General features: G+C 71.2%; 21 protein-coding genes, 2 tRNA genes and 1 pseudogene. 9 read left to right on the top strand and 15 right to left on the bottom strand.

Features of this window, described 5'->3' with window-relative positions; all coding sequences use genetic code 11:
* Position 1: 1 nt before the first annotated feature.
* The 13 genes from ACZ3YO_RS13495 to dnaA form a co-directional block, all read right to left on the bottom strand.
* A tRNA-Ala gene (locus ACZ3YO_RS13495) sits at positions 2-74 on the bottom strand.
* Between the two features lie 191 nt (positions 75-265).
* Positions 266-394 carry a DLW-39 family protein gene (locus ACZ3YO_RS13490; protein WP_014137031.1) on the bottom strand — a complete coding sequence of 43 codons (129 nt, stop codon included), beginning with the start codon at positions 392-394 and terminating at the stop codon, positions 266-268.
* A 349-nt stretch (positions 395-743) separates the two neighbouring features.
* A complete protein-coding gene (locus ACZ3YO_RS13485; RefSeq protein WP_465568870.1) occupies positions 744-1,058 on the bottom strand; it encodes a DUF6191 domain-containing protein in 315 nt (104 codons plus the stop codon).
* A 120-nt stretch (positions 1,059-1,178) separates the two neighbouring features.
* Positions 1,179-1,255: transfer RNA gene (locus ACZ3YO_RS13480), tRNA-Ile, on the bottom strand.
* 16 nt (positions 1,256-1,271) lie between these two features.
* A complete protein-coding gene (locus tag ACZ3YO_RS13475; RefSeq protein ID WP_465568868.1) occupies positions 1,272-2,657 on the bottom strand; it encodes a class I SAM-dependent methyltransferase in 1,386 nt (461 codons plus the stop codon).
* 241 nt (positions 2,658-2,898) lie between these two features.
* Positions 2,899-3,651: a DUF3566 domain-containing protein gene (locus ACZ3YO_RS13470; protein WP_465568867.1), complete on the bottom strand. Its 753-nt coding sequence runs from the start codon at positions 3,649-3,651 to the stop codon at positions 2,899-2,901.
* 150 nt (positions 3,652-3,801) lie between these two features.
* A complete protein-coding gene (gyrA, locus tag ACZ3YO_RS13465; RefSeq protein WP_465568865.1) occupies positions 3,802-6,405 on the bottom strand; it encodes a DNA gyrase subunit A in 2,604 nt (867 codons plus the stop codon).
* A gap of 56 nt (positions 6,406-6,461) precedes the next feature.
* Entirely contained in the window at positions 6,462-8,486 is a 2,025-nt protein-coding gene (gyrB, locus tag ACZ3YO_RS13460; RefSeq protein WP_465568863.1) for a DNA topoisomerase (ATP-hydrolyzing) subunit B, read from the bottom strand.
* 259 nt (positions 8,487-8,745) lie between these two features.
* Entirely contained in the window at positions 8,746-9,240 is a 495-nt protein-coding gene (locus ACZ3YO_RS13455) for a DciA family protein (RefSeq protein ID WP_396323003.1), read from the bottom strand.
* A gap of 293 nt (positions 9,241-9,533) precedes the next feature.
* Positions 9,534-10,667 carry a DNA replication/repair protein RecF gene (gene recF, locus ACZ3YO_RS13450; protein WP_396322982.1) on the bottom strand — a complete coding sequence of 378 codons (1,134 nt, stop codon included), beginning with the start codon at positions 10,665-10,667 and terminating at the stop codon, positions 9,534-9,536.
* Between the two features lie 48 nt (positions 10,668-10,715).
* Positions 10,716-11,591, bottom strand: a complete 876-nt coding sequence (gene gnd / locus ACZ3YO_RS13445) for a phosphogluconate dehydrogenase (NAD(+)-dependent, decarboxylating) (RefSeq protein ID WP_396322983.1) — start codon at positions 11,589-11,591, stop codon at positions 10,716-10,718.
* A 157-nt stretch (positions 11,592-11,748) separates the two neighbouring features.
* A complete protein-coding gene (gene dnaN / locus ACZ3YO_RS13440; protein ID WP_396322984.1) occupies positions 11,749-12,879 on the bottom strand; it encodes a DNA polymerase III subunit beta in 1,131 nt (376 codons plus the stop codon).
* 930 nt (positions 12,880-13,809) lie between these two features.
* Positions 13,810-15,699: a chromosomal replication initiator protein DnaA gene (dnaA, locus tag ACZ3YO_RS13435; protein ID WP_465568861.1), complete on the bottom strand. Its 1,890-nt coding sequence runs from the start codon at positions 15,697-15,699 to the stop codon at positions 13,810-13,812.
* A gap of 464 nt (positions 15,700-16,163) precedes the next feature.
* On the opposite strand from dnaA, the gene rpmH reads away from it, so the two are divergent.
* From rpmH to ACZ3YO_RS13390, 9 genes are all read left to right on the top strand, one after another.
* Positions 16,164-16,301, top strand: a complete 138-nt coding sequence (gene rpmH / locus ACZ3YO_RS13430; RefSeq protein ID WP_148643823.1) for a 50S ribosomal protein L34 — start codon at positions 16,164-16,166, stop codon at positions 16,299-16,301.
* 19 nt (positions 16,302-16,320) lie between these two features.
* A complete protein-coding gene (gene rnpA / locus ACZ3YO_RS13425) occupies positions 16,321-16,749 on the top strand; it encodes a ribonuclease P protein component (protein WP_396322986.1) in 429 nt (142 codons plus the stop codon).
* Complete coding sequence (yidD, locus tag ACZ3YO_RS13420; RefSeq protein ID WP_396322987.1) at positions 16,746-17,117, top strand: membrane protein insertion efficiency factor YidD; 372 nt, start codon at positions 16,746-16,748, stop codon at positions 17,115-17,117. Before rnpA ends, yidD begins: the two co-directional genes overlap by 4 nt.
* Positions 17,114-18,286 (top strand): membrane protein insertase YidC, encoded by a 1,173-nt coding sequence (yidC, locus tag ACZ3YO_RS13415; RefSeq protein ID WP_465568858.1) that lies wholly within the window; start codon positions 17,114-17,116, stop codon positions 18,284-18,286. Before yidD ends, yidC begins: the two co-directional genes overlap by 4 nt.
* A gap of 82 nt (positions 18,287-18,368) precedes the next feature.
* On the top strand, positions 18,369-18,899 hold the full coding sequence (locus ACZ3YO_RS13410) for a Jag family protein (protein WP_396322989.1): 531 nt from the start codon (positions 18,369-18,371) through the stop codon (positions 18,897-18,899).
* 180 nt (positions 18,900-19,079) lie between these two features.
* Positions 19,080-19,931, top strand: a complete 852-nt coding sequence (gene rsmG / locus ACZ3YO_RS13405) for a 16S rRNA (guanine(527)-N(7))-methyltransferase RsmG (protein WP_465549190.1) — start codon at positions 19,080-19,082, stop codon at positions 19,929-19,931.
* A gap of 357 nt (positions 19,932-20,288) precedes the next feature.
* Positions 20,289-21,242, top strand: coding sequence for a ParA family protein (locus ACZ3YO_RS13400; protein WP_465549213.1), 954 nt, complete (start codon positions 20,289-20,291; stop codon positions 21,240-21,242).
* Positions 21,239-22,351, top strand: a complete 1,113-nt coding sequence (locus tag ACZ3YO_RS13395) for a ParB/RepB/Spo0J family partition protein (RefSeq protein ID WP_465549192.1) — start codon at positions 21,239-21,241, stop codon at positions 22,349-22,351. The genes ACZ3YO_RS13400 and ACZ3YO_RS13395 overlap by 4 nt, the downstream gene beginning before the upstream one ends.
* 122 nt (positions 22,352-22,473) lie before the next feature.
* Positions 22,474-23,091, top strand: a complete 618-nt coding sequence (locus ACZ3YO_RS13390) for a GNAT family N-acetyltransferase (RefSeq protein WP_465549194.1) — start codon at positions 22,474-22,476, stop codon at positions 23,089-23,091.
* A 98-nt stretch (positions 23,092-23,189) separates the two neighbouring features.
* On the opposite strand, the gene trxA is transcribed toward ACZ3YO_RS13390, so the two are convergent.
* Together trxA and ACZ3YO_RS13380 are read right to left on the bottom strand one after the other, a co-directional pair.
* Positions 23,190-23,516, bottom strand: coding sequence for a thioredoxin (trxA, locus tag ACZ3YO_RS13385; RefSeq protein WP_396322993.1), 327 nt, complete (start codon positions 23,514-23,516; stop codon positions 23,190-23,192).
* Between the two features lie 136 nt (positions 23,517-23,652).
* Positions 23,653-23,829, bottom strand: a pseudogene (locus ACZ3YO_RS13380) (thioredoxin-disulfide reductase); the annotation flags it as partial.

Raw genomic sequence — 23,829 nt, 5'->3', positions numbered from 1 at the left:
GTGGAGCTTAGGAGACTCGAACTCCTGACATCTGCCTTGCAAAGGCAGCGCTCTACCAACTGAGCTAAAGCCCCTCGACGGCACTGTGCGCACCGCCGGGCACTAGCGTACCGGGTTCCGGCGCGAATCCCACGCCCTCCCCGGCACCTCATGCCCGAACGGTGCCAGGAAGCCGGCCCGCCCGGTCACCAGACCGGGCCGACCGGCCCAGGAGACGCCGGTGCGGCGCCTCCGAAGATCGTCGATCGTCAGATCGTCCGGGTCCTCAGCGACCGGCCGGGACCGGGTCGGTGGCCTCGGTCCACAGGTCCTGCTCGGCGCGGTCCGCCTGGACCTGACGGTAGACAAAGAAGCCGCCGAGGGCGACCAGGGCGACCAGGAGAAGCTTCTTCACCGCGGGACCTCGTCCTTCTTGCGTAGCGGACTCAACAGCCGTGCCCCGACCGGATGGCCTGGTCGACGAGTCCATGAATTGTTACGAGCACGAACGGGCGGCCGGGTGCCAGACTGCCCTTGCGGCCGATGATACACACCGGTGTCCCAATCGTGACCAGCCACCGCTGCCTCCAACCGACCGGTCCGGCCGGAGGATTGACGCCGCACCTTCTGTCGTACGGTCGGCCCGGCCCGAAGGAGCCCGGAAGCCGGCCCGGGCGCGGCCGGAACCCGTCCCGAACCCGGCCGGATACCGACCCGGGGCCCGCCGGACACCGCCCTTGACCTGCCCCGTAGCGGTCCGGGACCTAGCCCCGCGCCAGCGGCACCACCACGGCGGTACCGGCCGCGAGGTCCACCCTGGTCCGCGGCGGCGCCCCCTCGCCCTCCTCGTCGCGCAGCATCAGCGTGCTGCGCCGCTCGTCGAGCTCGTGCTGCTTGCCCGCCGCGAACTGCGCGTGCAGCTGCTCGAACCCGGTCGCCGAGACCTGCCCCTCCCGGCCCGTCCCCCGCCAGGGGATCCGGCGCGACTTCCGTGCCCGGAGCGCCAGCTGGTCGACGAAGGCCAGCGCGACCAGCGCACAGACCAGCCCGGGAATGCTCATCGCCCAGAACCACGCCATATCGCCACCACCTCCACACCCGCCCCACCCGTACAACCCCCGGGCCGGGCACGCGGTTCCGGCAGACGGCCGCGGGAACGCCGAAGGGCCCGGAGCGAGATCGCTCCGGGCCCTTCGCGGTGGTGGGCCTAACAGGACTTGAACCTGTGGCCTCTTCCTTATCAGGGAAGCGCTCTAACCGTCTGAGCTATAGGCCCTTGCCGCACTGAAAGATTAGCGGACCGACGGCCGATCTCCAAAATCCGGTCCGGCGGGGCTCGCGGCAGGGCTCTGCTGGTGAGGGGCGGTGGCGGGGCGGAGCAGCCACTCCTCGCGGGTGGCCGGGAGGTGGGCGGCGCCCTCGGGACCGGTGCGGACGGCGAGGATCTGGTTCACACCGATCCGGTTCTCCTCGAAGGCGAGCGCCGAGGCCGCCATGTAGAGCCGCCAGACCCTGGCCCGCCCGCGGCCGGCCAGGCGGACCGCCTCCGTCCAGCGCGCCTCCAGGTTGGCCACCCACTCGCGCAGGGTCAGCCCGTAGTGCTCGCGCAGTGACTCGACGTCGCGTACCTCGAAGCCGGCCTCCTCCAGCCGGGCCACGGTGGAACCGACGGGGGAGAGCTCGCCGTCCGGGAAAACGTAGCGGTCGATGAACGGGCTGGGGCGGTACGGCTCGCCGGGGAGGCCCGGGCGTCGGGCGATCTGGTGGTTGAGCAGCCGGCCGCCGGGCACCACGAGCCGGTAGAGCCCCTCGGCGTAGACGCGGTACTGCGCGGCGCCGACGTGCTCGGCCATGCCGACGCTGGAGATCGCGTCGAACGGGTCGTCCCGGATCTCCCGGTAGTCCTGCAAGCGGATCTCCACCCGGCCTGTCAGGCCGGCCTCCTCGACCCGGTGGCGGGCCAGCGCGACCTGCTCGGCGGAGATGGAGACGCCGACCGCCGTGACGCCGTAGTGCCGGGCCGCGTGCAGCACCAGCGAGCCCCAGCCGCAGCCGACGTCCAGCAGCCGCATCCCGGGCCGCAGGCCGAGCTTGCGGCAGATGAGGTCGAGCTTGGCCTCCTGGGCCGCCTCCAGGCTCTTGGCGGCGGGCGCCCAATAAGCGCAGGAGTACACCATCGACGAGCCCAGCACGAGGCCGTAGAAGTCGTTGCCGACGTCGTAGTGGTGGCTGATGGCCGCGCGGTCCCGGCTGCGGCTGTGCAGCCGCCCCTGGACCGTCCTGGCCTCCTCCGGCGGCGGGGCGGGCTGCGGGCCCAGCGCACCGGCCCGCAGCAGGACCCCCAGGGCCCGGCGGCCCTTGGGGCCGAGGACGTCGTCCGGGCGCAGCCGCAGCCGCCGGATCTCGGGGCGCTCGGAGAAGTGCGCGACGGCCGTGAGCACCTCGTAGAGGTCGGTACCGGGGGCGACCTCGAGGTCCCCCGCGACATAGGCCCGGGCCAGGCCCAGCTCGCCCGGCTGCCAGAGCAGGCGGCGCAGTGCCCGCCGGTTGCGCAGCACGACGGTGGGCGCCCCCGGCGGCCCGGCCGTGCTGCCGTCCCAGATCTGCACCCGCAGCGGCACCGGGAGCCCCAGGAGCCCCTCCAGGGCCTCGACCAGTTGCCTTGCGAGCTGAGCCATCGCGCGCCTCCGTCCAGCCGTACCTGCACAGCCGTACCAGCCCCGGCCGGTCGGGCCGGGGGCGGCCAGCGGCACTCGGAAACTCGGAACGAGCGCACCCAGCTAATCCCACCGCGGCGGACGCCGATCCGGGCGGCACGCCGCGGGGGCCGGCTGTCACCCGAATGCCGACGGGCCCCGCAGGCTGAAACAGCCTGCGGGGCCCGCTCATTCCGTCCGCGGAGGGAATTCTGACCGAGGGTCAGTCCTCTTCGGCCAGGGTCAGCTCGATGCCGCCGGTGAAACCGGCCGCGGCGTTGTAGATGAACGCCGACAGCGTGGAGAGCGCGGTCAGCAGCACCACGTCGACCAGCGCGATCAGCGAGGTGAAGGTCATCACCTTGCCGAACCCGACGTAGTCCATCAGATTGATGCCGCTGTTCGGGGCCTCGCCGGCGGTGACCTCCTTGAGGGTCTTCGTCAGCGAGTCGAAGACGCCGAGCGAGTCCAGCGTCATCCACAGCACGGCGGCCGCCACGATGATGATGATCCCGACCGCCACCGACAGCAGGAAGCTGACCTTCATGACCGACCACGGGTCGGCCTTGGTCACCCGCAGCCGGGCCTTGCGGGTACGGCCCAGGCCGGAGCCTGCGGCGGCCGGCGCGGCGGCCGGACGGCGCGGGGCACCGCCCGCGACCGGCGTGCCGCCGGGCGGGGTGTTACCGCTCACCCGGGTGCCCCGGGGCGGCGTCGGCTGCCCCTTGGCGTACGTGGTCGGCTGCGAGAACCCGCTCCCACCCGGCGCCGGAGCGCTCGGCGGCGGAGGCGTGGCCGACTGACCGCCGTACGTCGCCCCGCCGCCCTGGCCCGCCGCACCGACCGGTGGCATCAGCGAGGTGGACGAGGCCGGGTGCTCGGCCGGCGGCTGCGGCACCCCGTAGCCCCCGCCGCCCTGTGCTGCGCCCGGACGGCCGCCGGTGGCTCCTCCCGCAGCACCCGTGGCTCCACTCACTGGTCCTCCCGCACTTCCCACCAGGACGGCGGCACCGCCCTGCGTCGTCACTCGTCATCCAGCGCCCGGCGGGATTGCCCGGAACTGGTCGGCGGCCGGTGCCGCCGCGCCTCTTCGTCTGGACGCGGCGGCACCGGCCTGCGGTTCGGATCAGGCCTGGGCGTCGTCGCCGACCGCCGTCACCGTACCCTCGGCCACCTCGGGGGACTCGGCGCCTTCGACCTCGTCCTCCACCGACTCCTCGTCCTCGGCCTCCGCGTTGCGGGCCATGCCCACGACCGCATCGCGCTTTCCGAGGTTGATCAGTTGGACGCCCATGGTGTCACGTCCGGTTTCACGAACCTCGGAAACCCTCGTGCGGATCACCCCACCCGACAGGGTGATCGCCATGATCTCGTCGGTGTCGTCGACCACCAGGGCGCCGACCAGCGAACCCCGGCCCTCGACGATCTTCGCCGCCTTGGTGCCGTAGCCACCGCGTCCCTGGACACGGTACTCGTCCACCCCAGTGCGCTTGGCGTAGCCGCCGTCGGTGGCGGTGAAGACGTACGTGCCCGAGCGGACGACGTTCATCGAGAGCAGCTCGTCGTCCTCGCGGAACGCCATGCCCTTGACGCCGGAGGTGGCGCGGCCGGTGGGCCGCAGGGCGTCGTCGGTGGCGGTGAACCGGATCGACTGGGCCTTCTTGGAGACCAGCAGCAGGTCGTCCTCGGCGGAGACCAGCTCGGCGCCGATCAGCTCGTCGTCCCGGCCCTGCTCGTCCTGGCGCAGGTTGATCGCGATCAGGCCGCCGGAGCGCGGGGAGTCGTAGTCCTTCAGCGCGGACTTCTTCACCAGGCCGGCCCGGGTGGCGAGGACGAGGTAGGGCTTGTCCTCGTAGGTGCGCACGGCCATCACCTGGGTGATGTGCTCCTCCGGCTGGAAGGCCAGCAGGTTGGCCACGTGCTGGCCGCGGGCGTCGCGCCCGGCGTCGGGCAGCTCGTAGCCCTTGGCGCGGTAGACCCGGCCCTTGTTGGTGAAGAACAGGATCCAGTTGTGCGTCGTCGTCACGAAGAAGTGGTCGACGATGTCGTCCTGCTTCAGCTGGGCGCCGCGCACGCCCTTGCCGCCGCGCTTCTGCGAGCGGTAGAGGTCGGAGCGGGTCCGCTTGACGTAGCCGCCACGGGTGATCGTGACGACGATGTCCTCCTCGGCGATGAGGTCCTCGATGGAGAGGTCGCCGTCGGAGGGGATGAGGGTCGAGCGCCGCTCGTCGCCGTACTTCTCGACGATCGCGGTGAGCTCCTCGGAGATGATCTCCCGCTGGCGGACCGGCGAGGCCAGGATCGCGTTGTACTCGTCGATCTTGCGCTGCAGCTCGTCGTGCTCGTCCATGATCCGCTGGCGCTCCAGGGCGGCCAGCCGGCGCAGCTGCATCTCCAGGATCGCGTTGGCCTGGAGCTCGTCGATCGTGAGCAGGTTCATCAGGCCGCTGCGGGCCGCCTCGGCCGACTCGGAGGCCCGGATCAGCGCGATGACCTCGTCGATCATGTCCAGCGCCTTGAGCAGGGCGCGCAGGATGTGCGCGCGCTCCTCGGCCTTGCGCAGCCGGAACCGGGTGCGCCGGACGATGACGTCGACCTGGTGGTTGACCCAGTGCCGGATGAAGGCGTCCAGCGACAGCGTGCGCGGCACGCCGTCGACCAGGGCCAGCATGTTGGCGCCGAAGTTGGTCTGCAGGTCGGTGTGCTTGTAGAGGTTGTTCAGCACGACCTTGGCGACGGCGTCGCGCTTGAGCACGATCACCAGGCGCTGACCGGTGCGCGAGGAGGACTCGTCGCGGACGTCGGCGATGCCGGCGACCTTGCCGTCCTTGACCAGGTCGGCGATCTTCAGCGCGAGGTTGTCCGGGTTGACCTGGTAGGGCAGCTCGGTGATCACCAGGCACTGGCGGCCCTGGATCTCCTCGACCTCGACCACCGCACGCATCGTGATCGAGCCGCGCCCGGTCCGGTACGCCTCCTCGATCCCGCGGCGGCCGACGATCAGGGCGCCGGTCGGGAAGTCCGGGCCCTTGATCCGCTCGATCAGGGCCTCCAGCAGCTCCTCGTTGGAGGCGTCCGGGTGCTCCAGCGCCCAGAGCGCGCCGGAGGCGACCTCGCGGAGGTTGTGCGGCGGGATGTTGGTGGCCATGCCGACGGCGATGCCGGTGGCACCGTTGATCAGCAGGTTGGGGATGCGCGCGGGCAGGACGGTGGGCTCCTGCGAGCGGCCGTCGTAGTTGGCGGCGAAGTCGACGGTCTCCTCGTCGATGTCGCGCATCATCTCCATGGCCAGCGGCATCATCTTGCACTCGGTGTAGCGCATGGCCGCGGCCGGGTCGTTGCCCGGCGAGCCGAAGTTGCCGTTGCCGTCCACCAGCGGCATCCGCAGCGACCACGGCTGGGCCAGGCGGACCACGGTGTCGTAGATCGAGGTGTCGCCGTGCGGGTGGTAGTTGCCCATGACGTCGCCGACGACGCGGGCGCACTTGTAGTAGCCCTTCTCGGGGCGGTACCCGCCGTCGTACATCGCGTAGAGCACGCGCCGGTGCACCGGCTTGAGGCCGTCGCGGACCTCGGGCAGCGCGCGGCTCACGATCACGCTCATCGCGTAGTCGAGGTAGGAGCGCTGCATCTCGGTCTCGAGCTCGATCGGCTCGACCCGGGACACGAAGGTGTCGATGGCGGTGCTGGCGTCCGGCTGCTCGCCGTCGGGACGGTTGTCGTCGACCACTGGTGGTCAGTTTCCTTTCACGCGTGACTGGACTGTGCTGGCAGGGGCGGGCCCCGTCACACGTCCAGGAAGCGGACGTCCTTGGCGTTGCGCTGGATGAAGGAGCGGCGGGCCTCGACGTCCTCGCCCATCAGGACGGAGAAGAGGTCGTCGGCGCGGGCCGCGTCCTCCAGGGTGACCTGCATGAGCAGACGGTGGGCCTGGTCCATGGTGGTGACGCGCAGCTCCTCGGCGTTCATCTCGCCGAGACCCTTGAACCGCTGGATCGCGTCGTCCTTGGGCAGCCGGCGCCCGGCCGCCACGCCCGCGGCGATGGTGGCGTCGCGCTCGCGGTCGGAGTAGACGTAGTCGAAGTCGTCCTTGCCCCACTTGATCTTGTACAGCGGCGGCATGGCCAGGTACACGTACCCGGACTCCACCAGCGGCCGCATGAAGCGGAACAGCAGGGTGAGCAGCAGGGTGCGGATGTGCTGCCCGTCGACGTCGGCGTCCGCCATCAGGACGATCTTGTGATAGCGGAGCTTGGACTCGTCGTAGTCCTCCTGGATGCCGCAGCCGAAGGCCGAGATCAGCGCCTGGACCTCGGTGTTCTGCAGCACCTTGTCGATCCGGGCCTTCTCGACGTTCAGGATCTTGCCGCGGATCGGCAGGATGGCCTGGATGCGCGGGTCGCGGCCCTGCTTGGCGGAGCCGCCGGCGGAGTCACCCTCGACGATGAAGATCTCGCACTCTGACGGGTCCTTGGACTGGCAGTCGCTCAGCTTGCCCGGCAGCGAGGCGGATTCCAGCAGGCCCTTGCGGCGGGTCAGGTCGCGCGCCTTGCGGGCGGCGACGCGCGCGGTGGCGGCCTGGATGGACTTGCGGATGATGTCCGCGGCCTCGTTGGGGTTGCGGTCGAGCCAGTCGTTCAGCTGCTCGTGGACGACCCGCTGGACGAAGGTCTTCGCCTCGGTGTTGCCCAGCTTGTCCTTGGTCTGGCCCTCGAACTGCGGCTCGCCGAGCTTGACCGAGATGATCGCGGTCAGACCCTCGCGGATGTCCTCGCCGGAGAGGTTGTCGTCCTTCTCGCGGAGCAGCTTCTTGTCGCGCGCGTAGCGGTTCACCAGACCGGTCAGCGCGGCGCGGAAGCCCTCTTCGTGGGTACCGCCGCCGTGCGTGTGGATGGTGTTGGCGAAGGAGTAGACACCCTCGGTGTAGGAGGAGTTCCACTGCATCGCGACCTCCACCGAGATCGTCTTCTCCTTGTCCTCCGCCTCGAAGTCGATGACCGAGGGGTGGATCACCTCGCCCTTGCGGGAGTTGAGGTGGGCGACGAAGTCGGCGATGCCGCCGTCGTACCGGTAGGTGACGGAGAGCGGGTTGCCCTCCTCGTCGGCGTGCTCCGGGCGCTCGTCGGTCAGCGAGATGGTCAGGCCCTTGTTGAGGAACGCCATCTCCTGGAACCGCCGGGAGAGCGTCTCGAAGGAGTAGACCGTGGTCTCGAAGATGTCCGGGTCCGCCCAGAAGGTGACGCTGGTGCCGGTCCGGTCGGTCGGCTCGTGCTTGGCCAGCGGGGCGGTCGGCTCGCCCAGCTTGTACTCCTGCGTCCAGCGGTGGCCGTCGGTGTGGATCTCCACCGCGAGCCGGGTGGAGAGCGCGTTGACGACCGAGACGCCCACGCCGTGCAGGCCGCCGGAGACGGCGTAGCCGCCGCCGCCGAACTTGCCGCCCGCGTGCAGCACCGTGAGCACGACCTCGACGGCCGGCTTCCCCTGGCTCGCGACCATGCCCACCGGGATGCCGCGGCCGTTGTCGACCACCCGCACCGCGCCGTCGGCCAGGATCGTGACGTCGATGGTGTCCGCGTGCCCGGCCATGGCCTCGTCGACGGAGTTGTCCACGACCTCCTGGACCAGGTGGTGCAGGCCGCGCTCACCGGTCGAGCCGATGTACATGCCGGGGCGCTTGCGGACAGCGTCGAGGCCCTCCAACACCTGGATGGCGTCGGCGTCGTAGGCCTTTCCGGTCGTCGGGTCGATGGGTTCTTGGTTCTGGCTGGGGTTGCCGGAATCGGCCACGAAGCGCCCTCTCTGGCACAGCACGGGCCGCATCCCCTCCCACTGGACGGGAGGGCGTGCGACCACGGCATTTCGACTCGGTTGCTGCTAGCAACAGTGTTTGGCTTTCAGTCTACCGGTACGACTGACAGAGATGGGCGTTTGGCAGCCTCTGAGGGCAGATATGCCGCCCTGAATCCCCTCTGCACATGTCCCGATACTCGCCCCGGGGGCTCAGAGCGCCTGGAAGGGCCGTCAGGGGTTCCGGAAGATCCCGATCCGCTCGGCGCGCGGCCGGCTCCGGTCACCCCCAGGTGTCGCCCGGCCCCTTGCTCCCCGGGGCGCGCAGCCGGCCGTAGCCGCGGACCGGCGCGGCCGGGCCCAGCACCTTGATGGTCTTCACCGTTCCGTGGCCCAGCTCGTGATTCAGGCGGGCCACCAACTGCCGTGCCAGCCAGCGGAGTTGGGTGGCCCAGGCAGTGGAGTCGCACTGCACGGTGAGCACCGCGGCCTCGTCGTCATAGGACGTGGGTGCGCAGTGCGCGGCGATGTCCGGGCCGACGATCTGCGGCCAGCGGCCCATCACCCCGCCGACCGCGGCGGAGGACTCCCAGCCCCGCTCGGTCAGCAGCCGGTTCAGCGCCGCTCCCAGCGGCACCGGGTCGCGCCCGTCCGAGCGCGCGCCGCTGCGCAGACCGTGCCGCTTCGCCTCGCGCTTCTCCCGGACCTGCTCGCCGCGCTGGCGGGCCTGCGCCCGGGCCGCGCGCAGCGCCGAGCGGGCCAGGTCGGCGCCGGTCAGCCCGGCGGCGGCCGGATCGGCGCCGGCCGGCTGCGGGAGGTTCTCGGCCGGCTCGCTCACGGCGGTCTCCTATCCCCAGGCTGTGGACAACGGTGAGCCGTCCAGCGTACGGGAGCCGGAGGGCGGCGGGCGGCGGGTGCACAGGCTGTGCACGGGCGGAAATCGTGAGGATGTGACGGGGCCGCGGTTGCGGAGGCCGGGGGAGACCCGCGGCGGCCGGGGGCGGATGCCCGGGGCCGGCAGCAGGGGCGGGTCTCGGCGGATGGTCTCGGGGCGGGCTTCAGGGGCGGGCTTCAGGCGTCGACACGGCGCACCGCGCCGTCGGCCACCGCGTACCGGGCGCCGGCCAGGGCCTTCGGCACGTCCTCCGCGACCGCCGCGGTGACCAGCACCTGCTCGCCGCCGGCCACCAGCTCGGCCAGCCGGTCCCGGCGGGTGGCGTCCAGCTCGGCGAAGACGTCGTCGAGGATCAGCACCGGCTCCCCGCCGTCGGCGCGCAGCAGCTCGTACGAGGCCAGCCGCAGGGCCAGCGCGAACGACCAGGACTCGCCGTGGCTGGCGTAGCCCTTGGCGGGCAGCGGGCCGAGTCTGAGCACCAGCTCGTCGCGGTGCGGGCCGACCAGGGTGATCCCGCGCTCGACCTCCTGCTTGCGGACGGCCTGGAGAGCCTGGAGGAGCTGCTCCTCGGCCTGCTCGCGACTGGACGGCAGCTCACCCTCGAAGGAGCTGCGGTACTCCAGCGCGGTCTCGCCCCCGGCCGGCGCAAGCTGCCCGTACGCGGCCGCCACCAGCGGCTGCAGGGCGGCCACCAGCTGGATCCGGAACGCGGTCAACTCGGCTCCGGCGCGCGCCAGATGGCCGTCCCAGACCTCCAGGGTGGAGAGGTCGGCACCCTTGCCGCCACCGGCCCGGCGGGCCATCGCGGCGGTCTTCAGCAGCGCGTTGCGCTGCTTGAGCACCCGTTCGTAGTCCTGCCGGACCCCGGCCAGCCGGGGGGCGCGGGCGGTCAGCAGCTCGTCCAGGAAGCGCCGGCGCTCGCCCGGGTCGCCCTTGACCAGGGAGAGGTCCTCGGGGGCGAACAGCACGGTGCGCAGCAGGCCCAGCACGTCGCGCGGGCGGACGTTGTCCGAGCGGTTGATCCGGGCGCGGTTGGCCTTGCCCGGGGCGATCTCCAGCTCCACCAGGGTGGAACGGCCACGGTCCACCACGGAGGTGCGGATCACCGCCCGTTCGGCGCCCAGCCGGATCAGCGGCGCGTCGGTGGCGACCCGGTGGCTGCCCAGGGTGGCGACGTAGCCGATCGCCTCGACCAGGTTGGTCTTGCCCTGGCCGTTCGGGCCGACGAAGGCCGTCACGCCCGGGTCGAGGGGCACCTCGGCCCGGGCGTACGACCGGAAGTCGGCGAGCGACAGATGCGCGACGTGCATGGCTGTGGACTGCGCTCGCCTTCTGGGGATGTCTCTGCGGGTGCCGGACTACTTCGACTCGACCGCGTGGCCGCCGAACTGGTTGCGCAGCGCGGCGATCATCTTCATCTGCGGCGAGTCCTCCTGGCGGGAGGCGAAGCGGGCGAAGAGCGAGGCGGTGATCGCCGGCAGCGGGACGGCGTGGTCGATCGCGGCCTCGACGGTCCAGCGGCCCTCGCCGGAGTCGGCGGCCCAGCCCTTGAGCTTGGCCAGGTGCTCGTCGTCGTCTAGGGCGCGGACGGCCAGGTCGAGCAGCCAGGAGCGGATGACGGTGCCCTCCTGCCAGCTGCGGAAGACCTCGCGGACGTCGGTGACCTCGGGGGCGGCCTCCAGCAGCTCCCAGCCCTCGGCGAAGGCCTGCATCATCGCGTACTCGATGCCGTTGTGGACCATCTTGGCGAAGTGGCCGGCGCCGACCGCGCCCGCGTGCACCGAGCCGAAGTCGCCCTCGGGCTTGAGCGCGTCGAAGACCGGCTGGACCTTGGCGACGTACTCGGCGTTGCCGCCGTACATCAGCGCGTAGCCGTTCTCCAGGCCCCAGACACCGCCGGAGACGCCGCAGTCGACGAAGCCGATGCCCTTGGCGGCCAGCGCCTCGGCGTGCTTGATGTCGTCCGTCCAGCGGGAGTTGCCGCCGTCGACCACCACGTCGCCGGGGGAGAGCAGCTCGGCGAGCTCGTCCACGGTCGCCTGGGTGGCGGCGCCGGCCGGGACCATGACCCAGACCACGCGCGGGCCCTGGAGCTTGGTGACGAGCTCCTGGAGGCTCTCGACGTCCGAGACGTCCGGGTTGCGGTCGTAGCCGATGACGGTGTGGCCGGCGCGGCGGATCCGCTCGCGCATGTTGCCGCCCATCTTGCCGAGACCGATGAGGCCGAGCTCCATGACCAAGTCCTTACCTGTGGTGACATGCCTGCCGGCGGCGCCGTTGCCGCGCTGTCCTGAGCCTACGCGCTGAAGTGACAGGGCCTCCCCCGGTCGGAGCCCGACCGGGGGAGGCCGTCCACAGGCTGTGCACAGCCTGTGGATGTCAGCGGTGAGGTCAGCCGGAGAGGCGCACCGGCATGATCAGGTACTGGTAGGCCTCGTCCGCCTCGGTGTCGACCGAGGCCTTGCCGCTGAGCAGGGCCGGCTTGGTCGGCGTGGTGAAGCTCAGCTGGGCGTAGGCGGAGTCGATGGCCTTGAGGCCCTCCTCCAGGTAGCCCGGGTTGAAGGCGATCGAGATGGCGTCGCCCTCCAGGGAGGCGTCGATCCGCTCGGTGGCCTGTGCGTCGTCGCCCGAGCCGGCCTCCAGCGTCAGGACGCCCTCCTCGAAGTTCAGCCGGACCGGGGTGTTGCGCTCGGCGACCAGCGAGACGCGCTTGAGCGCCTCCAGGAAGGGCTGCGTCTGGATCGCCGCGATCGCGTTGAACTCGGTCGGGAAGAGGCTGCGGAACTTGGGGAACTCGCCCTCCAGCAGCCGGGTGGTCGTCCGGCGGCCGGCGCCCTCGAAGCCGATCAGGCCCTCGCCCGCGCCGCCCGAGGAGAGGGCGATCGAGACGTTGTCGCCGCTGCCCAGGGACTTGGCGATGTCCTGAAGGGTCTTGGCGGGCACCAGTGCGACCGCCGAGATGTCCGGCTGCTCGGGCTTCCAGAGCAGTTCGCGGACGGCGAAGCGGTAGCGGTCGGTGGCGGCCAGGGTGATCCGGTCGCCCTCGATCTCGACCCGGACACCGGTGAGCACCGGCAGGGTGTCGTCGCGGCCGGCGGCCACCGCGGCCTGGCTGACGGCCGAGGCGAAGACGTCACCGGGGACGGTGCCGGTGGCGGTCGGCATCTGGGGCAGGGCCGGGTACTCGTCCACCGGGAGGGTGGGGAGGGTGAACCGGGAGCTGCCGCAGACCACGCTGACCCGCTGGCCGTCGGTGGAGATCTCCACAGGCCTGTTGGGAAGGTTGCGCGAGATGTCGTTCAGCAGCCGGCCGGAGACCAGGACGGTGCCGGCCTCCTCGATGTCGGCCTCCAGCTCGACCCGGGCCGAAACCTCGTAGTCGAAGCCGGACAGCGCCAGGCTGCCGTCCTGTGCCGTCAGCAGCAGGCCGGCCAGCACCGGCACCGGCGGCCGTGCCGGGAGGCTGCGGGCAGCCCAGGCCACCGCCTCCGCGAGGACGTCACGCTCCACCCGGAACTTCACCGGTAACCGCCTCCTGGATCGAGCGCTCCCGCTCGCACGTCTGGTTCTTCTGATCTTGGTCTTCGGTGCGCCTGTCCGCCGAGCTCTGCCACTCCGCTTCCAGTCGCCGAGGACAGTCTGACGTACTCCACCGACAGACGGGGCAGACGGGCGGAAGCAAGCCGAACAGATGTCGGGGTCCGGTTGTCCACAGATTTCGGGCCCACCCGCTTTTGAACGAGTCGACTGGTCTATAGGTGTAGCAGTAGTAGTAGGGCCTGTGGAAACCGTGGATAACCCCGTTTGCGCAGGTCAAGCCCGGTTTTTTGTCCACAGGAGGTGTGGACGGCGGCTGTGGACGGACACGGGCCGCTGTGGACAGCGGAGCGTTACCCACAGGCCACGGTGGGTATCCACAGGTTATCCCCAGCGCTGTCCCCAGATCCGGGCCCGGTTATCCACGGGCGCCGGTCAACATTACGTGACGCCTTTCACACCAGGGCATGAACGCTACCTCACGGTTGTCGAACTGTGGACCCAGCTGTGGACAACCTGGGGATAACCCGGACGGCCCTGGGGACAACCGGTGGATAACCCGGACGGCCCTCTGACGGCCCGCCAATTGTCCACACCCTGTGGATAACCGTTGTGCACAAGTCCACAGGCACCTGACCTGCGCCGAAGAGCGTAGCGGCGGCCGGCCTGTGGAGGAATTCTGGATAACTCGGGACTCCCCGGCCTGTGGACGGTGGAGAGGGGGCTCCGGCTGTGGACAACGGCCTTGCGCGCCCGGCGGGTTCGAATCCCCGGTCAGATGTTCGGGCGCGGCCCGTGGGCCGGCGGAGCGTCCGTCACCGGCATCCCTGCCCAGCGGATCGGCGGCACACACCTGTGGATATGCCGAAAGGGCGTCAGGATGGCTCCTGACGCCCTTCAACGGCCGTGTACGGCCTAGCTCTTGATGCGGTTGGTCAGCTCGGTCACCTGGTTGTAGATCGAGCGGCGCTCGGCCATCAGGGACCGGATCTTGCGGTCGGCGTGCATCACCGTGGTGTGGTCGCGGCCGCCGAACTGGGCGCCGATCTTCGGCAGCGAGAGGTCGGTCAGCTCGCGGCAGAGGTACATGGCGATCTGGCGGGCCGTCACCAGCACACGGCTGCGCGAGGAGCCGCAGAGGTCGTCCACACCCAGCCCGAAGTACGCGGCGGTCTGCTGCATGATGACCTGCGCGGTGATCTCCGGGCCGGCGTCCTCGTCCCCGCCCGGGATCAGGTCCTTGAGGACGATGCCGGCCAACTCCAGGTCCACCGGCGCCCGGTTGAGGTTGGCGAAGGCGGTGACCCGGATCAGGGCGCCCTCCAACTCCCGGATGTTGCGGGTGATCCGGGAGGCGATGAACTCCAACACGTCCGCCGGGGCGTTCAGTTGCTCCTGGATCGCCTTCTTGCGCAGGATCGCGATCCGGGTCTCCAGCTCGGGCGGGGTGACGTCGGTGATCAGCCCCCACTCGAAGCGGTTGCGGAGCCGGTCCTCCAGCGTGATCAGCTGCTTGGGCGGCCGGTCCGAGGAGAGGACGATCTGCTTGTTGGCGTTGTGCAGGGTGTTGAAGGTGTGGAAGAACTCCTCCTGCGTGGACTCCTTGCTCGCCAGGAACTGCACGTCGTCCACGAGCAGGATGTCCATGTCCCGGTAGCGCTTGCGGAACGCGTCCGCCTTGCCGTCCCGGATCGAGTTGATGAACTCGTTGGTGAACTCCTCCGAGGACACGTAGCGCACCCTGGTCCCCGGGAAGAGACTGCGCGAGTAGTGCCCGATGGCGTGCAGCAGGTGGGTCTTGCCCAGCCCGGACTCGCCGTAGATGAAGAGCGGGTTGTACGCCTTGGCCGGGGCTTCGGCGACCGCCACCGCCGCCGCGTGCGCGAAGCGGTTGCTCGCGCCGATGACGAAGGTGTCGAACAGGTATTTGGGGTTCAGCCGGGCGGCGGGCTCGTCCTTGCGGGAGCCGCCGGCCGGGGGAGCGCCGGGCGGGGCGGGGACGCCGGGCACGGCCGGGCGGTCGGTGGCGCGCTCGGGGCCCTTGTCCGAGGGACGGCCGGGGGCCGGTCGGGCCGCGGGGGAGCGGCGGCCGGCGGCGGTCCGGGGGTGCTCGCCGGGACCGGGACCGTAGGCGCCGCCGAACAGGTCGCCCTGGGTGGTCGCGGACGGTCCGGGGAGCGGCCGGGGAGCCGGGCGCGAGGTCGGCGGCTCCGGCTCGGGGTAGCCGGAGGACTGCTCGGGGTAGCCCTGGTGGTTCTCCCAGGGCGGCTGCTGGGCCGGCCCGCCGTACGGCGAGGGCTGGCCGCCGCCGTACGCCGGGGCCTGGTGCTCCTCGTAGCCGCCCGTCCCGTACTGGTCGCGCTCGTACTCGGACTCGTAGGGCCGCTCGTACTGCTGGTGGCCCGGGTGGGGCTGGCGCTGACCGTGGGCCTGGTGGTGGCCGTACTCGCCGCCGCCCTCGGAGCGCTCCCAGGGCTCGGCGGCCTGCGGCTCGGTGGTCTGCGGTTCGGCCGGGCCCGGCGCGGGGGCGGTGGGCACCGCGTTCGCGTCGACCATCACGGCGATCCGGACCGGGCGGCTGAGCTCGCGGCTGAGGGCCTCGGTCAGCTGCGGCAGCAGCCGGCCCTCCAGCACCTGCTTGGCCCGCTCGTTGGGGGTCGCCAGCAGGGCGGTGTCGTGCATCATCCACATCGGCTGGGTGCGCTGCACCCACTGCTTGTCCATCTCCCCGACATCCGGGTCGCTGACCAGCCGCTCGACGACTCTCGCCCAGACCGGGACGAGGTCGCTGTTGACATCAGCCACTGGTGCACGCTTTCTCGGTTCCCCGCGGCTCCAGCAGGGGTGGTGGATCAAGAGACTGTGGATCTTCGGTCCGTTGACGAAGAACAAACCAGACAAGTCCTGCAACGGTAGTCAGCGAACAGAGCCGGATCAAGTCGTTGTCCACAGGCTGTGGGCGACGGGGTCGGTGGGTGGGACTCCGAGCGGGCCCCCGGGCGGTTCCGGGCCGGCCGGCTCGAACGGCTGGTTTGACCCTCGTGCCCCGTCCCGCGTACCGTAACCAGGTCGAGTTGTCGATGGCCGCTGCCGCATGTCCGCGGGTCCACCCGCTCCATAAGGCGCGCAGCACGGGCGCCGTGGATTGCCTCCAACCCCAGCCGAACTGGGGCGATGGGCCGGATTTCCGTACAGGGGAGATCACGCGGACGCACGGTGACGGCCAAGCGACACCCCGTCATCCTACGATTCACCTCAGGAGCCCCCGAGTGAGCAAGCGCACCTTCCAGCCGAACAACCGTCGCCGCGCGAAGACCCACGGCTTCCGGCTGCGTATGCGTACCCGCGCCGGCCGCGCCATCCTGGCCGCCCGCCGTGGCAAGGGCCGCAGCGCCATCTCCGCCTGATCCGCGCCAAGAGTCTGTTGTGCTGCCCTCCGAAAACCGGCTGCGGCGGCGCCAGGACTTCGCGACCGCAGTGAAACGCGGTCGCCGGGCCGGCCGGCCCCTACTGGTCGTCCATCTCAGCAGAGACGGTGACCCGAAGGGACCGGCCGACCGGACCAGCGACTCCCGCCCGCACGTCGCCGAGGGGACTCCTTCGGCGCGTGCGGGTTTCGTCGTGAGCAAGGCCGTCGGCCCGGCCGTCGTCCGCAACCTGGTCAAGCGCCGGCTTCGCCATCTCGTCCGTGATCGTCTGTCCAGGCTGCCCGCCGGTAGCCTGATAGTGGTGCGTGCGCTGCCCCAGGCCGCGTCCGCCTCGTACCAGGACCTCGAACGCGACCTGGACGCGGCGCTCAAGCGGCTGCTGAAGGTGGAGCCCGCCGCGACGGCGCCGACGGGAGCAGGGCGATGAAGTACCTGCTGATGGGTCTGATCAGGGTCTACCAGTGGACCATCAGCCCACTGCTCGGTCCGGTCTGCCGTTACTACCCCTCCTGCTCGCACTACGGCTTCGAGGCCGTGAAGGTGCACGGGGCGGTCAAGGGCGGTGGCCTGACCGTGTGGCGCATCCTGCGCTGCAACCCGTGGACGCCGGGCGGGGTCGATCATGTCCCGCCGCGTAAGCACCCGGTGTGGCACCGACGACTGCGCGACCTGCTGAACAGCCGGTCCGCCGCCGAGCAGCCGGTGACCACGCCCCCCGCCGGTCCGGACCCCGAGGGCCCGGCGACCATTGGTCCCTTGGGGCCGATCCCAATGTCCAAGGAGCCTGACCGGTGACCTTCTCCTTCCTGAATCCCCTGTACACAGCGGTGTCCTGGATCATCGTCCAGTTCCACTCGCTGTACAGCCACGTCTTCGACCCGAACGGTGGCTGGGCCTGGGGTCTGGCCATCGCCTCCATGGTGGTCGTGATCCGGATCTGCCTGATCCCGCTCTTCGTGAAGCAGATCAAGGCGACCCGGGCCATGCAGGCGATCCAGCCGAAGATGAAGGCCATCCAGGAGCGCTACAAGAACGACAAGCAGCGCCAGTCCGAAGAGATGATGAAGCTGTACAAGGAGGCGGGTACCAACCCGTTCTCCAGCTGCCTTCCCATCATCGTGCAGGCGCCGTTCTTCACCGCCCTCTACGGCGTGCTGGCCAAGGTCGCCAAGAGCCAGCCGATCGGCGTCATCAACGGTGACCTGCTGACCAGCGCCGGCCAGGCACACATCTTCGGTGCCCCGCTCTCGGCGACCTTCGTCGGCAGCAGCGAGACCAGCGTCAAGATCGTCGTCGCCGTCATGATCATCATGATGTCGCTGTCGCAGTTCATCACGCAGCGCCAGCTGATGACCAAGAACGTGGACCTCACGGTCAAGACGCCGTTCATGCAGCAGCAGAAGATGCTGATGTACGTCTTCCCGATCATGTTCGCCGTGATGGGCATCAACTTCCCCGTCGGTGTGCTGGTCTACTGGCTGACCACCAACGTCTGGTCGATGGGCCAGCAGCTGATCGTCATCCGCAACAACCCGACTCCGGGCAGCAAGGCCTGGGACGAGCGCCAGGACCGCCTGAAGAAGCAGGGCCGGCTCAACCCGGACGGCTCGGTCATCAAGGGCGCGCTCTGGGGCCTCCTGCCTCCGAAGAAGACGGCCGCGACCTCCGCCGAGGCCGTGGTCGAGGACGCGGTGCAGGTGCGCCGCCAGCAGCCGCGCAAGCAGACCAAGGCACAGCGCCAGCACGGCGGTGGCGCCCAGACCGCCAGCCTGACCAAGGATGACGCGGCCCCGGCCGAGGAGCCCGCCAAGGCCGAGCAGGCCGTCCCGGCCGAGTCCGGCAGCGCCAAGCCGGCCGCGAGCCGGCCCGGTGGTGCCAAGTCGGGCCCGGCCCGGCAGACGGGCGGCCGGCAGCAGCCGAAGCGCGGCGGGCAGGGCGGCCAGCGGCCGAAGAAGAAGTCCTGACCCGACCGGCCGGCCCCGCCCAGCGGCCCCCGAACCTCGTTCCCGGCCCACCACCCGGGCCCATCCCTGAAGGAGTCCATCAGTGACGGAAGGCACCACCTCCGCCGTCGAGGTCGAGGACGCTGCCAGCGCCGACGAGAGCCTCATCTCCCGTCTGGAGCAGGAGGGCGACATCGCGGCGGACTACCTGGAGGGTCTGCTCGACATTGCCGACCTCGACGGTGACATCGACATGGACGTGGAGGGCGACCGAGCCCTGGTGTCCATCGTCAGCGACGGCAACGACCGCGCGCTGCACCGCCTGGTCGGCCAGGACGGCGAGGTGCTGGAGGCCCTGCAGGAGCTGACCCGGTTGGCTGTCCACCGGGAGACCGGCGAGCGCAGCCGCCTCATGCTGGACATTGCCGGCTTCCGGGCCCGCAAGCGGTCCGAGCTGGCCGCGCTCGGCGCCAAGGCCGCCGACCAGGCGAAGAGCACGGGGGAGCAGGTCAAGCTGCGGCCGATGACGCCGTTCGAGCGCAAGGTCGTCCACGACGCGGTCGCCGCGGCCGGGCTGCGCAGCGAGTCGGAGGGCGAGGAGCCCCAGCGGTGCGTGGTCGTGCTGCCGGCCTGAGCCTGGGGAAGTCGATGACCGGCCGCTCCGGCGACCGGTGACCGTCAGAGGACTCGACCCCGTCCGCCACGTGCGGGCGGGGTCGTTGTCCCTTCGCAGGGCGTTGCTGCCCGGCGAGAGATGTTTCACGTGAAACGGTGCGAGAACGGGTCGGTGGATCCGGGGAGCAGAGAGGTCGAGATGGACACGGAGAGCGCGGCCGCCGGTGGGCCGGTGGCGGGTGCCGGTGGTTCCGAGGCCGAGGGTCCGGCGGGTCCGGTCACCGAGGGCGCGGCCGACCCGGCCGCCGAGGGGCTGGCCGAGGCCCCGGCCGTGGCCCGGGAGGTCTTCGGCGACCGCTTCGACGCCGCGGTCCGGTACACCGAGCTGCTGGCCACCGCGGGTGTCCAGCGCGGGCTGATCGGCCCCCGCGAGGTGCCGCGGCTCTGGGACCGCCATGTGCTGAACTGCGCGGTGCTGGCCGAGCTGCTGCCGCCCGGCTCCACCCTGTGCGACGTCGGCTCCGGGGCCGGCCTGCCCGGCATCCCGGTCGCGCTGGCCCGCCCGGACGTCTCGGTGACGCTGCTGGAGCCGCTGCTGCGCCGGACCACCTTCCTGGAGGAGGTGGTCCGGGAGCTCGGGCTGGAGAACGTCACCGTGCTCCGCGGCCGGGCCGAGGAGATGGTCGGCAAGCTCGCGGTGGACGTGGTGACGGCCCGGGCGGTCGCCCCGCTCGACCGGCTGGCCGGCTGGGGCCTGCCGCTGCTCCGCCCGCACGGACAGATGCTGGCGCTCAAGGGCGACAGCGCCGAGCAGGAGCTGGCGGAGTCGCGGGCCGGGCTGGCCAAACTGGGCGCTGTCGAGTGGACGGTGATCTCGGTCGGCGAGGGCACCCTGGAGACGTCGACCCGGGTGATCCAGGTCAAGGCGGGGGAGAGCCCCGGCGGGGTGAAGGCGGCCACCCGGCGGGCCAAGGCGGCCCGGGCCGGACGCGCCGCCGGTGCGGTGCGCGGCGGCGAGCGCGGCCGGACCGGGCGGCGCCGCAGCCGCTGACGTTCGGGTCCGGGCGATGGCCCGGGCGGTGCACGACGCTCGACACGGGCGGGTGGTCCTCGGACCGCCCGCCCGTTCGCATGGGGAGCCGTGGCGCGGTGAAGTGGCGCGGTGAGGCGTGGCGCGGCGGCGTCGGGTGGGTGGACGGAGGGGTGACGCGAACCTATCGGAGTGTCGCACCGTCAGATTTCCGACATAGCGGGCATGGTGTTTCACGTGAAACGTCGCTCTCTCCTCTCCGACGGTATCGATCTTCGGCTCCGCCGCGGGCTCGGCCTCTTCCGGGCGGCGACTGTTGCCGCTCCGGTTCCACGTGAAACACTGACCCCCATGCAGGACTCGGAGACCATCGACCAGATCGATGACACGCCCATCGCGCGTGCTGCCCAGGCTGCGGTCCAGGCGATCGGCCGCGCGGGCGAAGGCCTGCCCCGGCCCGCCGACACCCGGGTGATCGTGGTGGCCAACCAGAAGGGCGGGGTGGGCAAGACCACCAGCACCGTCAACATGGCCGCCTCGCTCGCCATGCACGGACTGCGCGTCCTGGTGGTCGACCTCGACCCGCAGGGCAACGCCTCCACCGCGCTCGGCATCGACCACCACGCCGAAGTGCCGTCGATCTACGACGTCCTGGTGGAGGGCAAGCCGCTGGCCGACGTGGTGCAGCCGGTGGTGGACGTCGAAGGCCTTTTCTGCGTCCCCGCCACCATCGACCTCGCCGGAGCGGAGATCGAGCTGGTCTCGCTGGTCGCCCGGGAGAGCCGGCTCCAGCGCGCCATCGCCGCGTACGAGCAGCCGCTGGACTACATCCTGATCGACTGCCCGCCCTCGCTCGGCCTGCTGACCGTCAACGCCCTGGTCGCCGGCCAGGAGGTGCTGATCCCGATCCAGTGCGAGTACTACGCGCTGGAGGGCCTCGGCCAGCTACTGCGCAACGTCGAGCTGGTCCGGGCGCACCTCAACCCGACGCTCCACGTCTCCACCATCCTGCTCACCATGTACGACGCCCGGACCAGGCTGGCCGCCCAGGTCGCCGAGGAGGTCCGGACGCACTTCCAGCAGGAGGTGCTGAGCACCGCGATCCCGCGCTCGGTCCGGATCTCCGAGGCACCCAGCTACGGTCAGACGGTGCTCACCTACGACCCGGGCTCGACCGGCGCGCTCTCCTACCTGGAGGCCGCCCGGGAGCTGGCGATGCGGGCGGTGCCCGCAGGCGGCAACGGCTCGTTGGTGGGGCAGCAGCGGGACGGCAGCGGGACGGGGCAGGGCGCCCCGACGGCACAGCACGGTACGACGGAGGGCAATCGGTGAGTGGTCGCAGGGGTCTGGGACGAGGGCTCGGGGCGCTGATCCCGGCTGCCACACCGGCAGCCGGCGCGGCGGCGGCGGAGCCCGCGGCGGCCACGGCCGCACCGGCCCCGGTGGTCTCCACCGGGACGGTGTCGCCGGTCGCGGTGCCGGTGCTGCCGACCGGCCGCGGCACGGTGGCGGCGAAGGCCGCCGCGGAGAGCCTGCGGGAGCAGGCCGACCGGGAGCGGGCCACGGCGGAGCCCGCCGGACCGGAGCTCGCCCAGGTGGCCGGCGCGCGCTTCGCCGAGCTGCCGCTGGACTCGATCACGCCCAACCCGCGCCAGCCGCGCGAGGTCTTCGACGAGGACAAGCTGGCCGAGCTGGTCGCCTCGATCAAGGAGGTGGGCCTCCTCCAGCCGGTCGTGGTGCGCCAGGTCGCGCCCGAGCGCTTCGAGCTCATCATGGGCGAGCGCCGCTGGCGGGCCTCCCGGGAGGCCGGGCTGGAGCAGATCCCGGCGATCGTCCGGGCCACCGAGGACGACAAGCTGCTGCTGGACGCCCTGCTGGAGAACCTGCACCGGGCGGAGCTGAACGCGCTGGAGGAGGCCGCCGCCTACGACCAGCTGCTGCGGGACTTCTCCTGCACCCACGACGAGCTGGCGGACCGGATCGGCCGCTCGCGTCCGCACGTGTCCAACACCCTGCGGCTGCTGAAGCTCTCGCCCTCCGTGCAGCGCCGGGTGGCCGCCGGCACGCTGACCGCCGGGCACGCCAAGGCGCTGGTCGGTGTGCCGGACGCGGAGCGGCAGGAGGAGCTGGCGAAGCGGATCATCGCGGAGGGCCTCTCGGTGCGGACCACCGAGGAGATCGTCAAGCTGATGGACCCGGAGCAGAAGCCGAAGCGCCCGGCGGGGCCCCAGGCCGGCAAGCTGCTCTCCCCGGCCTTCAACGACCTGGCGAGCCGGCTCTCGGACCGCTTCGACACCCGGGTCAAGGTCGAGGTCTCGCAGCGCGGCGGCAAGCTGGGCAAGGGCAAGGTCGTGCTGGAGTTCGGCTCGGTGGAGGACCTCAACCGGATCCTGGACAGCCTGGCCCCGGGCGAGGACGGGCTCCGGCTGTCGCAGGGCTGAGCGGGCTTAGGGCGTGACCCGATGGGTGCATGTTCCACGTGAGCGGTGTTTCACGTGAAACATGCACCCATCGCCGTTCGGGGGGAATGCTCGACTGTGGAGTGGACGAGGAGGTGCGGGGTATGGGACGCCGGATCGCTCCGCTGACACTGGACAACCTCGCGGATCTGCCGACCACCTGCCGCTCCTGCGTCTTCTGGGAGCTGGACCCGGTGAGCGGCCGCGCGGCGGTGGAGTCCGGGAAGCCGGAGCTGGAGAAGGAGGGGTGGATCTCCGCGGTGCTCCTGGAGTGGGGCTCCTGCGGCCGGATCGTCTACGTGGACGACAACCCCGCCGGCTTCGTGCTCTACGCCCCGCCCGCGTACGTCCCGCGGTCGCAGTCCTTCCCGACCAGCCCGGTCTCGCCGGATGCGGTGCAGCTGATGATCAGCCGGGTGCTGCCGGGCTACCAGCGGCAGGGACTCGGCCGGGTGCTGGTGCAGACGGTGGCCAAGGACCTGCTGGGGCGCGGGGTGAAGGCCATCGAGGCGTTCGGCGCGGTCGGGCGGCAGCCGCCGAGCTGCGTCCTGCCGGCCGACCACCTGCTCGCGGTCGGCTTCAAGACCGTCCGCCCGCACCAGCGCTACCCGCGGCTGCGGTTGGAGGCCAGGACCACGCTCTCCTGGCGCGGGGACGTGGAGGTGGCGCTGGAGCGGCTGCTGGGCGGGGCGCGCAAGGAGCCGGCGCTGCGGCCGTTCTAGGGGGCGGGACGGAGCTGCGGAGGGTGGCGGGGCGGAGACGACGAGGGCGGGGCTCCCGGTGGGGAGCCCCGCCCTCGTGGCGTCGCGGTGGGCCGGACCTAGATGAACTCGGCCAGCTCGCGCAGCAGCGCGGCCTTCGGACGGGCGCCGGTGATCGACTTCACCGGCTCGCCGCCCTTGTAGACGATCAGGGTCGGGATGGAGATCACGTTGTACGCCGCAGCGGTCTGCTGGTTGGCGTCGACGTCGAGCTTGGCGATGGTCAGCTTGTCAGCGTGCTCGGCCGCGATCTCGTCCAGGATCGGGGCGACCTGGCGGCACGGGCCGCACCAGGTGGCCCAGAAGTCGACCAGAACGGGCTTCTCGCTGTCCAGGACATCGGCCTTGAACGTCGCGTCGGTGACGGTGGTGGTGGCGCCGGCCACGGGGACTCCTCGGGGTCAAACGGAGAGGGCTGCTGCCAGGAGAACAACGGGCGGGCCCGTTCTGTTTCTTGCCTGGCCGGAACGGGGGTGTTCCACGTGGAACACCCCCGCGGGGTCGATCGGGTCGTGCGGTGGCTCAGACCGCGACGGTGGCGGCCTGGGCCTCCAGGTCGGCCAGCGAGGCCAGGTAGCGCTCGGCGTCCAGCGCCGAGGAGCAACCGGTGCCGGCGGCGGTGATGGCCTGGCGGTAGGTGTGGTCCACGACGTCGCCGGCGCCGAAGACGCCCGGGACGTTGGTCCGGGTCGAGGGGGC

This window comes from Kitasatospora sp. NPDC022785 (assembly GCF_055561295.1).
Note: the sequence above shows the minus strand (reverse complement) of the source record. Positions and strands in the feature narration are given on the sequence as shown.